This window comes from Engelhardtia mirabilis, assembly GCF_007748095.1.
Taxonomy (GTDB): Bacteria; Planctomycetota; UBA1135; order UBA1135.
Window position 1 is genome coordinate 5,503,579 of sequence record NZ_CP036287.1, and the last position, 12,367, is coordinate 5,515,945.

Consider the following 12,367-nt stretch of genomic DNA (forward strand, 5'->3'; position numbering starts at 1 on the left):
GGGGCTTTCAGAGGCTACGGACCCTGACCGCCCTGCGGGACGGCCGGCGGTCCGCTGCTGCCGAGCAGGGCCTGTCGCAGTCGTTCACCGAAGGGCACCTGTCGGGGCATGAGGGTCGCGAACGACAGCACTCGCTCGGAGCCACCGCGGCTCCAGGCAACGTCGATGTCGACCCGGTAGAGGATCGCGGCGGGCCCCTCGTGGTTCGGCTCCGGCACGGCGCTGGCGCTGTAGACCAGGCGATCGCTGCCGGGCACCGGGGCGTTCTCGATCGTGATCGGGGGCCCCACCGAGCCGTCTTCGAGGATGGGGAACAGGCGCTCCTCCAGGTCGGCCACGATGAACTCGAGCGAGCCCGCGGCCTCGGCGCGCCGCATGGCGTTCGACCCCAGACCGGCTCCGAAGGACAGGAGGCCCAACACCACGGACATCCCGATCAGCAGGATGCCCATGGCGAACACGACCTCGAGGATCGTGAAGCCGCCCTTGCGCGTGGTCTTCACAGGCTCCAATCCTCGCGGTGCATGGGGACCAGGACCTCGCGCACGAAGGTCCGTGAGAAACGCAGTTGCTCGCCCGCCTTGTGTGGCACCGGTCGCGTGCCCCGTTGGCCGCGCTCGACGGAGACGCGCGAACCATTGCTGGCCTTGACGCGCATCCACTCCTCGCCGAGCAGGACCAACTCGCCGTCGTTCGGCAGGTGATCGGGTTCCATCACGTCCAACTCGAGGTCGTCGGCGGCGACCGAGCTGGCCAGGCTGGTCCGACGGCGTGCGTCGTCGGGACGCTCGAACTCGAACTCGAAACGCATCCGCCGCGGCAGGAGCGGATCGCCGTCGTAGGACGGCATCCCGGGCCAGGCGCGGTTCTGGGGCGAGCGCTCGGCGTCGGGGCGCTGGAGGTTGCGCGCGTCCCAGCAGATCGCGGCGTCGCGCAGGTCGTCCCCCGCCTTCCAGCCGTCGCGCAGCACGGTGGTCTGGCCGGCGAACAGGAGCCGCCAATCGAGCACCCCCGCGGCCACCAGCTCGAGCTGGTCCGTGCGCGGGTAGCCGTTGCCGGCGAAGAACGTGCGGTCGAAGAACGAGGCCGAGCTCTGGTCCCCGAGCAGGCGCTCGCCGCGCAAGAGGCGCAGGGCGCCGTCGGCCAGCGCGCCCTCGGGCCGGTCGATCGGCACCAGGCACCAGACCACCTCGACCAGGGGCGTGGCCCCGCGCGGCGCCGCGCCGACCTCGCCCGCCTCGTCGAGGGGCGTGCGCAGCCCCAGTCGCAAGAGGTCCTCGGCGCTGGCGCGACGCACGAGCCGCAACCTGGGCAGGGGGCGATTGGCGATGCCGTCCCCGTCCACGTCGAACATGGCCCAGTCGTACAGGAGGTCGCCGTCGGAACCACCGGCCAGGTAGTCGAGGTCGCGCAAGAGCCATTCGGCAACGGACGTCTCGACCTCCATGCGTTCGCGGCCACGCTCGGCGTCCTGCCAGATCGAGAGGGTCGCATCCAAGACCTGGACCAGGGCCACCGAGAGCACCGCGAAGAGGCCCAGGGCGAGCACCAGCTCGACCAGGGTCAGACCGCGGCGCGCGGCACTCGCGAGCGGGGCCGCCATCACAGGTCGCTCCTCTCGAAGACCCGTCCGGGGGCGATGTAGTCGATCGCCACCTGCTCGATGACGGGCACGTCCTTCCAGCCCTGGGAGCCGGAGAGGGGGTCGAAGGCACCCTGCTCGAACTGGTGGAACAGTCGCAGCTCGACCCGACTGGCCTGGGCCCGCACCGGCGCCGGGCGGCCGGCGAGCTGATCGAGCCAGTAGCGCTTCAGCCCCGGGGTCTTCTCCGGATCGGCGTCCCAGGCCACGGTCGGGTCGGTGCGGATCATGAGCCCGGTCCGCACGCCACCGAAGGACGGCTCGGTCTGCTCGACCAACACCGAGCGCACCCAGGCGTCGGGCTGGGGCAGATCCAGCCCCAGGAACTGCAACTCGGGTGCGTCGCTGTCGTCGGGGTAGCGATCCCAGTAGCGCGTCTGGAAGTGGATCACGGGCGCACCTTCGGGGTGCGCGTCGGGCTCGGTGCCGAAGCGGCCGCGGAACAGGCCGGCCCCCTTGCCGTCCTGGGCGCCTGGCTCGGTCGAGCGCGCCGGCATCCCCAGGCCGTCGATCTTGTTGGTGTGGTGCAGCAGCTCCTCGCCGATCAGCACCGTGCCCTCGCGCGGCATGTCGGAGTTGTCGGAGACGAAGATGTCGGCGTCGTCGGCCGACATCGAAGAGGTCAGCTTGGAGACGCTGATGTGGTCGAGGAAGTGCACCGGCTCGCCGGGCACGTGGGCCTGGGCCTCGGTGCCGAGCAGACCGCGACCGAGCCCTTCGACCGAGAGCAGGAGCGACCCCTCCTCGGTCATGTCGGTGTAGGCCACGATCTCCGAGCCGATCCGCATCAGGCCGGCGTCCGTGTCGAAGCCCGAACCGCTGCCGAAGAGCCCGGTCCCCGGCACGTGACCGCGCACCGCGCGCAGACGGCTGACCGAGAGCAGCATCGCATCGTCCCCGTCGTCGAGCCCGGCGGACAGGATGTACGCCGCCCCGCGCAGGCTCTGCCCGGCCTGGACCTCCGTGCGCCGACGGAAGACCTCGTCCACCAACATCGCGACGGGATCCTCCGACTGGGCTACGTCGCCGCCGAGCGCGACCTGGGTCGCCAGGCGGGGCATCTCACCGGAGGGGAACTTGACCAGGCGCGAGATCCGGCGCGGGTCGACGCGGTCGGCGTTGGCGGGGTTGCCGTTGGGACCGAAGTCGGCCGAGGGCGCGCCGAAGACGCCCAGGGGCTCGCGCATGGCCACGTAACAGGGCCCGCTCAGGAAGCCCTCGTCGCTACGCAACAAGGGGGTGTCGGCGGTCACCGTCAGGTTGGGCCCGTCCTCCCAGGCGTACCGCAGGTAGCCGGCCGGGCGCACCGCGCGGTGGATCGTGCCCGGCGAGCCGATGTCCTCCACGTCCTCGTCGACCAGGAACACCGGGTCGCCGGCGCCGGGCCAACCCCAGCTGGGCTGGATGTGCTGCAGCTCGTCGACCTCACCGGCGACAGTGCGCCGATCGAAGACGCGGAAGACGGGCAGCACGTCGACGTCGGCGCTGTGCTCGAAGGAGTAGGTCCCGAGCACGCCGCGGTGCTGGAAGCCGGTGCGCACCGCGCGGGTGTAGACCAGGTCGTCCGCGATCTCGACCGCCTCGCTGCCACCGTGCTCGGGAGCCCAGAAGACGCCCGAGGAGATCTGCGCGGCCGACGGCGCGGGTTCGATAATCGCGGGTTCCGGCACCGCAGGCACCGTCGCCGCGAGCGGCTCGAGGGGCGCCGGCTCCGGCACGAAAGGACCGCCCACGCCCCCTTGGAGACTGCCGACCAGGCGCTCCTCGATGAACGTGATCTGGTTGAGCGCGGCGCTGAACAGTTCCAAGAGACCGAGGGGAGCGCTGCGTACGAGGTCGATGCCGCTGCCCGAGGTCTTGATCTCGTCATAGCGCACCCATTCGGACTTGCCACTGTCGACGCCCGTCTCGGTGATCTGGACGAACTCCGACTGGAAGGGCTGCGGCGGCAGCAGCGACTGGGCCGTTCCGGTCACGCCGATCGAGATCGGAGCGACGATCGTCTGCCACTCGATGCTCCGGTTGTGACGATTCGAGACGCTGTCGAAGCCCACGCTCGGGAAGCCCTGCGCGCCCAGGACCAGCTCCCAGTCGACGATGAAGGCCTTGGGCCCGCCGATCTTGCCCAGGAGGTCCACGGCCTGGTCTCCGAGCCGTGCAAGCTCGCTGGAGTCGACTCCGAAGCCGCCCTGGGGAATGGTCAGCACGTCACCGTCCACCCCCGAGTAGCGCACGATCTCGAGACCGCCCACGGGCGTCATCGTGTCGATCAGCTCGAGGAACTCCGGGTCTTCGATGGCCTCGTCGACGAAGTTCGTGACCCAGATGCGCTGCATCACGGCGGCGTAGCCGCCGTCGGGGCTGAAGGCGCTCATGACGTCGCCGGTGGATTGGCCGGCGTCCACCGGCGCCAGGCGCAGCCCGGTCACGTCGTTGTCGGCACTGTCCCAGCCGCGCCCGAACTGGAGCGCACCGGTCACGAACCCGCCCCCGGGCAGGGTCAACTCGATCTCGGCCGACAACAGGTCCCCCAGGGGGTTGCTGGTGCCCTCGAGGCCCACCACCCGACCGGCGGCGAAGGCGCCCAGGTCGCCGCGCAGCCGCAGTCCGCCCGCGGGCACGTTGCTGTCGATCGGCAGGCTGTAGCCGTACACGTGCACCGGCGTGCCGGCCGGGTAGCTCGTGTCCTTGAACAGTCCCTCGTTGTCGTAGGTGCCCGTGGCGGTCGGCGGAGCGATCTCGCGCGCCAGTCGGCCGCCGAAGCCGGCCAGCTCGCCGGAGTCGGTGAAGGCCACCTGCAGGGTGTCGTCGTCGAGCACGGTGGCCTCGATCACCTCGTCGCCGATGCGGATCGGCCCGAAGGGCGGGAAGCCCTCGGTCGACTCGACCTGGATCAGGCTGGCGTCGGTTCCCAGGGCCGAGGTCAGGCGCGTCATCCCCGGGGTGCGCGCCTTGGAAAAGCCGTCCACGCGCAGCAGCAGCTGGTCGGGGCGCGTGCCACTGACGGTCGCCTCCACGTGGGACCAGGTGTCGGCCGGCAGCGCGCCGGAATCCCCCAGCTCCAGGCGCGCCTCGGTGTACTCGGGGAAGGCGGTCGCGGGGTGGTCGCCGGGGCCGTCGAGGACCCGCAGCACGAGCTCGTTCGACTCCTCCTCCACGAACAGGGTCACGCGGTCGCCGTTGGGATCGTCGCCAGCGACGTCGAGCAGTCGCCCGGCGGTGGTCCCTGTCGGCTTGGCCCAGAAGGAGAGGGTGAAGGGCGCCAGGAGCCCGGCGTCGAACAGGCCCAGGGCGCTGGCGGAGCGTTGCCAGGGCTCTTCGGAGGTGTCGTGTCCCTCGAGGGCGGTCTCGTCCAGGTCGAAGTGGGTCACCGCGCCAGCCCGCGGCCCCTCTTCGTCCAGGCGCACGTGCCAGGGCTTGGCGAAGCCGCTCTCGTCGCGCGAGGGGAACAGGCTGCGCGCGAAGGGCACGGCCTGGTCGTCACCCAGGTCGAGCTCGCCGGTCATGAACTGCACCCGCGAACGCGGCGGGGGCGTCGAACCGTAGCCGGTGTCGTGCAGCGTGGTCGTGATCGGGCCCGTGCCCCAACCGGGGGCGGCGCGGCCCAGGCGCAGGGACTCGTCGAAGTCCTCCTGGGCCGTCCAAAGGCGCAAGAGATCCGTCTGCGGCGCGACCCACTCGATCTGGCGGCGACGACCGGCCAGGCGCTGCACGCCGCTGGGCGCGTTGACCGAGGCGCGCAGCTCGATGTCGTAGGTGTCGCGCGACGAGAAGGAGAAGGGCGCGGTCGAGAACTCGAGCGAGACGTCGGTGGCGCAGACGGCGTTGGTGTAGAGGGCCCGCGCGTCGTCCTGGCTGAGGAAGGGCGGATCGCGCTCTTCGAGCCGGGCCAGGAAACGCTCGAGGGCGGCCTGCTTCTGTTCCTCGCCGACGGCTGTCGACAGGGGCTTGACCTCGTCCCAGGAAGCGATCCCCGCGGCCGGTAGGACGATCCGCTGCAGGAAGTCCTCGAAGCCGACGAAGGGCCGTTGGGTCATGACCCGCACGGCCAGCTCCTCGGCCTCGGCGCGGGAGATGCGCTGGTTGACCCCCACCAGCTTCAGGTTCTCGAACAGCGCGCTGAGCACCTCGGGCGAAGCCGAGTTGATGTTGACCGGTCGCCGCGCGAGCACCAGCACCTCCGCCTCGCCAGCGTCGTAGCTGTTGACCACGGTCTCGGTCAGCACCGCGGCCCCACCGCCGGCGCCCCGCACCAGGCCCAGCTCACTGGTCCCGCCCTGGCGGATCATCACCGTGGTCCCGGGGTTCACCCACCGGCCGTCGGAGAGCAGCAGCCTGCAGTCCGTCCCCGCGTTCAGGTCGTTGAGCAGGCGCACGGGATACTGCCAACGATCCCCAGCGGCCACGCCCCCGTGCAGGGTCGTGGTACGCCCCAGGGTCGCGGTCAGGTCAGACAGCACGCGATCCTCGAGCACCGCCTGCAGATCGGGCTGGCCCAAGGACGGGTCCGACTCGGCCAGGGCTGCGGGGATGAAGGCCGGCAGCTCGCGGGCGATGTCACCCACGGTCAGCCCGCGCGCGTCCTGCATGCCGCGCGACATGCGCCACTGGGCCAGGCCCCAACCGTCGTAGCCGGTCACGACCGCGCCGGCCCCGTGGCCGGAGGCCAGCCAGAAACCGCAGGGCTCGGCGGTCCCGAACAACCCGCGAGTCATCCCGCCCAGCTTCGAGCCCTCGCGCGAGGTGTAGTTCACGAGCTCGCCCCCGATCCGCAACAGACCCGAGGAACGCAGGCCGCGACCTCCGGCCAGGTCGAACTCTTGCTTGCCGGCGTCGATCGGTTGGGTCAGGTAGCCGGCTTGACCGAGCAGATTCGCCAGCAGTAGGGGCGACGCGCTGTTCAGGTCGACCAGACCGGAGAGGTCGGTGACCTCGTGGCCCCACATGACCCCGTTGCGATCCGCCGCGTCCAGCAGCTCCGCCACGTCGCGGTCGTCCGGGTTCAGCTCTTCCGGCCCGTCGCTGAAGCGCGTCGAGTCGAGGGCCGGATGGGAGCGACCCAGGGCGTGACGCGCGTGTCGCGCCGCGGTGTCGAGGGCGATCCGCGTCTGCGTCTCGGACAAGAGCCGCGCGCTGGTCCGGTCCGTGTTGCTGGCGGTCCACAGGAACGGCGTGCACAGCACCAGCAGGGACACCAGCACGAGCAAGACGGTCACCAGGGCATAGCCGCCCCGGGCTCTCGCGTGTCCTGCCCTTGTCACTGGACCGTTCATGGAATGCTTCACGTCCGTCCTCTCGCCCCCGGCGCGGCCGAGCCTCGAAGTCAGCGCACTGGCTCGCACGCTCATTCGATCGCTCCGTAGGCCGAGACCTTGATCGAGTGCTGCTCACCGTCGGCGGTGATCACGGCCCACACCAACTCCCGCCCGTGGATCCGGCGATCGAGGCCGCCGTCGGCCTCGAAGCGCGCCGCGCTCGGGATGGCACCGACCCAGGTCGTGCCGTGGGGCAGGTCGAGGGGCTCTCCACGCTCATAGACCGCGAAGACCAACTCATCCACCATCCCCTGCAACGGGCGCGGCTTGCCGCCCACGACCAGGGGGCCCTTGATCTGCGGCAGGGCGTCCCCGAGCGGCAGGATCCCGACCGGGAAGCCGTCCACCAGCACGCGGAACTCGAAGCGGTCGTAGAGCAGGTCGACCCGGGTCCAGCGGTCGAAGGGCACACTGCCCGGCGGCAGGCGCAGGTCGACGCGGCCACCGCGCCGGCGCCCGCTGGGATCGTCGGCCACGCCGGGGACCAACCAGGCGGAGAGGCGGCCGCCGCGCTCGTACTCGAGCCCGGCCACGTCGCCCAGCCGCCAGATGGTCGCGTCCAGGTCGTCCGTGGGCCGGATCGCGACGCCGATCGAGAAGCCCTCGGTCACGTCGTACTCGCCGGAATCGTGGACCGGGATCACGAAGGCCGATTCGCCGCCCGTGCCCTGGAAGTCGAGGCCCTGGCCCAGGAAGCCGGGGGCGCTCTGGGGCGCGCCGACGCGGTACCCGAGCGGCTGGGTCGAGGGGCCGACTTCGTCTCCGTCCAGGAAGCCGCGCTCCATGTGCCAGCTCCCGCGCACGCGCGGCGTGTGGAGCACCAGCGCGGTGCCGCCGGCCTCGACCCGCAGCGCCGCTGGCAAGCCCTCCAGCTGGGCCGAGGTCTGGGCTGCGCGCATACCGCTGCGCAGGGCCGACTCGACCAAGGCACCGTCGTTGTTCGCCGTGGCGAAGACCCCCAGCCCCGCGCCGAAGATCATCGCCATGATCGCCATCACGAGCAGCAGCTCGAGCAGGGTCACCCCTGCCCGCGCGCGCGCGCCACTCCCGTGATGGTCGACCTGGATCAAGATCTGCGGCTCAGTTGCGACTGAAGGTCGTGATGTTGTCCTCGGGCGTCATGAAGCGCCCGTCGGGACCGGCCGAGATGAGCTGGTACTTGTTGTGCTGGAAGTAGCGCCGAGTGGTCTCGTTCTTGAACGCGCGAACCTCGTCGTCGAGCAGCTCGCCCGTCTCCTGGTCTTCCACCGTGTAACGCTGGGGCCGCTCGTAGTCGCGGTTGTGGAAGTAGGCGATGGGGTTGCCCCACTGGTCGGCGACCTCGAACAACTGACGGTCGGGGAAATCGGTGAACTGCTTCTTGCTGGAGTCGGCGTCCAGGTTGACCAGCTCGTCGGGGTCCAAGTCACCGCCGCCCTCCCAGCCGTTCGACCACAGGGACGCAACCAGCGCTTCGATCCCAACGTTGACGGCGTTGGCGCCGCCGGCGCTCTCCGGCAGGGTGCTGGCCGGGTAGCCGCCGAACTCCCGTTCGTAGGCATCGATGGCGGCGCTGAGTTGGGTCATCGAGACCTTCGTCAAGCGCACCTTGGCACTCTCCTCCGCGCCGCCCAGGGCGGTCACGAGCAGGCCGATCAGGATCCCGAGGATCACCACCACTGCCATCAGCTCCAGAAGCGTGAAGCCGGCGCGGTCGATTGTCTTGGTTGCCATGGGTCGTGGGTTGCCCGCCCGGCCCCGCGCGACGCGGGGCCGGAGCCGGGTCAGGTTCCGTGGATGCGTACGATCTCGACGTCGTCCATCGAGACCTCGACCCGCCGACCGGTGTCGCCCTCGGCGAACAACCCGATCAAAAGGGGCGAGTTGCCGCGCGCCAGGTTGGTCATGGGCACGTCCTCGAGCACGGGGATGCCGTCCATGAAGATCGTCACCACGGTGTCGGCCCCTTCGCCGGAGCGCTCGATCCGCAGGCGCACCCACTGGTCGGCGGGGAAGGGAAAGTCCTGGGCCGAGAGGTCGCGCCAGTCCGTCTGGCTGATGCCGGGGACTTCGGTCTTGATCTGACCCACCCCGTCGCGCGAGCGCGCCACGCCGGCGTAGGCCTGGACCCTGCGGCGCGCGCCCTCGCCCTGCTCGCGGGAGACGAAGATGCCAGCGCGCGCGTTGCTGTCGGCCGAGACCTTGATCGAAGCCTCGATGGCGATGAATTCGGAGGCCGCGTAGTCGCGGTAGAAGGTGGCCTCGCCGCTGGGGGTCTTGAAGTTGCCCGAGAGCACCAGCGTCCCGCCGCGCAGGGCCGCGGTCGGACCGGCGGACTCCTTGCGGCGCCAGCCGTTGCCCACGGTCGAGTACTCGAAGCCGTCGCTCCACACGTCCTTGGCCACGTGCTCGGCCAGGGCCGCCAGACGCTCGCGGGACCAGACCCGCACCGGGTCGTCCTCGGGCCGCGCGCGCAGGGCGTCGTCGATCGAGCGCAGTTGGATCAGCGCCTCCTCCACGTCGCCCAGGCGGTAGATCGTCCAGGCCCGGCCGCCCAGGGCCACGGGATCGGAGGGCGAGGCCGCGAGCGCGGCGTTGAAGGTGTCGCGCGCCCGCAGGAAGGCGCCCAGCTCGAGCAGGTTGATTCCGCGCAGGCCGAGCACGTCGGCCCGCGGATCGGCACCCAGGTGCGCCACGTCGGCCCCGAGAGCCACCCGCGCCAGACGCTCGTCAGCCAGCAGCATGGCGCGCTCGAAGTAGAGCTCGGCCGCGCCCGTGTTGCCCTCGCGCCAGTCGGCGATGCCCAGGCCCACCAGGGCGTCCTCGAGGTCCGACTCCAGCTCGAGCGCGCGCCGGAAGGTCGCCGCGGCCTCGAGGGTGTCGAAGCGCTCGAGCAACAGGCGCCCGCGCTGGTAAAGGGCCCAGACGTTCTCCGGGTCGGCCGACAGGGCCATCTCCGCGAAGTTCAGGGACTCGTCCCGATCCCCGGCGCGCTCGGCCACCCAGGACAGGGCGCAGCTCGCTTCGGCCACCCGCAGGGGATCCGCCTCGAGCGCCGCCGCCAGGTCACCCAAGGCCCGCTCCAGGTCGCCAGCCTCGGCCGCCAGCAGGCCACCAGCGAGGAGCAGATCGAAACCCAGGCTCTCGAAGCCCTCGGCCAGGTTCGCGTCGCCGTCCAGCAGCCAATCGGGCAGGGACAGGCGCGCCTCGTCGTTGCCGAGTAGGGCGCAGGAGGCCAAGCCGGCCAGGGCCTCCTGGGACTCTGGATCCGCACGCCAGGCGTCGCCGTAGACCTCGGTCGCCGTGGACACCTCACCCAGGGCCACCAGCACCGCCCCGTAGTCCAGGCGCACGCGCAGGCGCTCGCTGGCCAGGCGTGGGTCCTGGGGCAGGCGGGTGAATGCGTTGGCCAAGGCTTCGCGGGCTCCGACCAGGTCGCCGCGCTCGAGCAGGAACGAGCCCAGGGCCGCGTGGCCGAGCCACGAGCCGCGTTCGACCGCGACGGCGCTACGCAGGCGCGCCTCGGCCTCGTCGAACAGGCGGAAGCGAGCCTCGAGCCGTGCCAGACCCACGCGAACTTCCGCACGGTGGCCAAAGCGCTCCATCAGGGCCTCGTACTGTTCGAAGGCGCGCTCGAACTCGAAGCCCGCCTCGAAGACACGCGCCAGGCCCAGGCCGGCCCGCGGATCCTCGGTCAGGAACCCGGCGAGCCGCGTGTAGACGTCCTCGGCCATCTCGAGCGCGCCGTCGACCTCGAGCCGCAGGTCGATGCAGTCCGCGCCCAGGGCCAGCATCGGCTCGACCGACGCGGGCGTGGGCTGTTCGGGTAGGTCGTGGAAGCGCTGGTGCAGGTCGTTGGTGTCGTTGCGCGCCAGCTGGAAGTCGGTCAGGCGCTCGCGCTCGTACTCGATCGGCGGCGACCCGGGGAAACGCGGCACGCCGCGGTCGGCCTCGTACTCGACGAACTGGATCGGCTCTGAACGGCGATCGGCGTCGCGCAAACCGTAGGGGTACTCGTTCTCGATGCGCCCGAACTGCAGGTCCGCGCCCCCGTCGCGTCGGATCCAGTCGTAGAGCGACATGTAGGTCTGCTCCCGCAGACGGCGCTCCTCGGCATCGAGGAACTGGCTCTCGATCTTCTCGACCACGCCCTTGCCGGGCACGTCGAGGTAGCCGAGCTGGGCCAGCTGACCCAAGGTCTCGTCGTCCAGGTCCCCGCCGAAGGAGGACTCACCGAACCCGCCACTGAACCCGTCGGGCTCGAACTCGTCGACGGAGACGTCGAACAGCCCCTCGACCTCGGTCACCACCGGGTAGGTCGGCAACAGGCGCGAATAGACCCTCGGCGAAGGCCCCACTGGACCGGCCGGAGCCAGGGCACGCAGGGGCGGCAGCGGCGGCGGCTGGAAGCCGAGGGGATCCAAGGGTCGCGTGTCGCGCGGCGGCGAGAAGAGAGCGCGACGGAGGTCGTCCGCACCCCGCGCCAGGGAGGCGGAGGCCACGTCCGGCGACGTGAAACGCACCAGGTCGGGCGCTTCTGCGCCCCTGTCCCTCGAAGGGCGCGGCGGCGCATCCCGGGTCAGCACCAGGGCCCCGACGAGCGCGAGCGCGACACCGAAGACGATTTGCTCTTGGCGAATTTCGGCCATGGTTCAGCCCTCCCCGCGATCGGCGGTGTCGATGACCACGCGCGGCACCAGGTAGGTCACCTGGGCGCGGCACTGGTCCGAAGTGCCGCGCAGCGGCTCCATCTCGATCTCGTCCAGGACCAGCGCACGCCCCGTGCCGCTGCCGGCGTCTTCGAGCACCCGCAGCACGGCCAGGTCGTTCCCGCGCAGGTCGAACTGGACTCGCGTGCGCTCGATCGCCCCCGCGCCGTCCTTCGAACCCAGGCGCGGGTCGAGTCGGATGCGGACGTTGCGGACTTCGCCGACGCCCTCCTCGATGGCCCGCGACAGGACCCGCTCGACCAGGTCCAGCCCGTCCAGGTAGCGCTCCAGCTCGTCCTCGCGCGTGGGCGAGATCTCGGGCAGGCCGAAGCTCGGATCGAGCTCGACGTTGGCGCGACCCGCCGCCGGCAGCAGCTCGCCGCGCACGCGCGCCACCGCGTTGAGGTAGCGCTCGGGCGTGGTGGGCTCGTTCGGGTCGCGGAACTCGGGCCGGCCGCTGAAGCGCACGGCCGCGCTGAGCTGCTCGACCGCCCCGCGCAGGGCCTCGTTGTCCTCGCGTGCCAGGTCGCGATCCGCGGGAGAGTAGGCGGGCGCGCTGAGCTTGGCCTGCTGGCTCTTGCGCGAGGTCTGCGCCCGCTTCACGTCGGCGCCGACCGTCTTGGACACGATGGCCAAGCCGATCAGGAACGCCACCAGGCCGGCGGCCACCTGACCGACGAAGCCCTTGTTTTCCTGCCAGTAGTCGTCGAAGTCCATGGGAT

7 protein-coding genes are annotated in these 12,367 nt (G+C 71.0%); all 7 read right to left on the reverse strand.

What is annotated here, in order from left to right:
* Positions 1-14: 14 nt before the first annotated feature.
* Positions 15-503, reverse strand: a complete 489-nt coding sequence (locus Pla133_RS20280) for a type IV pilus modification PilV family protein (protein WP_145068633.1) — start codon at positions 501-503, stop codon at positions 15-17.
* Positions 500-1,603 (reverse strand): PulJ/GspJ family protein, encoded by a 1,104-nt coding sequence (locus tag Pla133_RS20285; RefSeq protein WP_145068635.1) that lies wholly within the window; start codon positions 1,601-1,603, stop codon positions 500-502. Before Pla133_RS20285 ends, Pla133_RS20280 begins: the two co-directional genes overlap by 4 nt.
* Positions 1,603-6,858 (reverse strand): hypothetical protein, encoded by a 5,256-nt coding sequence (locus tag Pla133_RS20290; protein ID WP_145068637.1) that lies wholly within the window; start codon positions 6,856-6,858, stop codon positions 1,603-1,605. The genes Pla133_RS20285 and Pla133_RS20290 overlap by 1 nt, the downstream gene beginning before the upstream one ends.
* A gap of 128 nt (positions 6,859-6,986) precedes the next feature.
* Entirely contained in the window at positions 6,987-8,027 is a 1,041-nt protein-coding gene (locus Pla133_RS20295) for a prepilin-type N-terminal cleavage/methylation domain-containing protein (protein WP_419191767.1), read from the reverse strand.
* A 10-nt stretch (positions 8,028-8,037) separates the two neighbouring features.
* Positions 8,038-8,670, reverse strand: a complete 633-nt coding sequence (locus Pla133_RS20300; RefSeq protein ID WP_145068643.1) for a type II secretion system protein — start codon at positions 8,668-8,670, stop codon at positions 8,038-8,040.
* A gap of 50 nt (positions 8,671-8,720) precedes the next feature.
* Positions 8,721-11,585, reverse strand: a complete 2,865-nt coding sequence (locus Pla133_RS20305; protein ID WP_145068645.1) for a tetratricopeptide repeat protein — start codon at positions 11,583-11,585, stop codon at positions 8,721-8,723.
* 3 nt (positions 11,586-11,588) lie between these two features.
* The gene (locus Pla133_RS20310) at positions 11,589-12,362 is read right to left on the reverse strand and encodes a hypothetical protein (RefSeq protein ID WP_145068646.1); all 774 of its coding nucleotides are present in this window, start codon (positions 12,360-12,362) and stop codon (positions 11,589-11,591) included.
* Positions 12,363-12,367 lie beyond the last annotated feature (5 nt).

Bases quoted from the DNA above. Each gene is read 5' to 3' on its own strand.
- Pla133_RS20310 (WP_145068646.1), bottom strand. From the start codon at position 12,362: ATGGACTTCGACGACTACTGGCAGGAAAACAAGGGCTTCGTCGGTCAG.
- Pla133_RS20305 (WP_145068645.1), bottom strand. From the start codon at position 11,585: ATGGCCGAAATTCGCCAAGAGCAAATCGTCTTCGGTGTCGCGCTCGCG.
- Pla133_RS20300 (WP_145068643.1), bottom strand. From the start codon at position 8,670: ATGGCAACCAAGACAATCGACCGCGCCGGCTTCACGCTTCTGGAGCTG.
- Pla133_RS20285 (WP_145068635.1), bottom strand. From the start codon at position 1,603: ATGGCGGCCCCGCTCGCGAGTGCCGCGCGCCGCGGTCTGACCCTGGTC.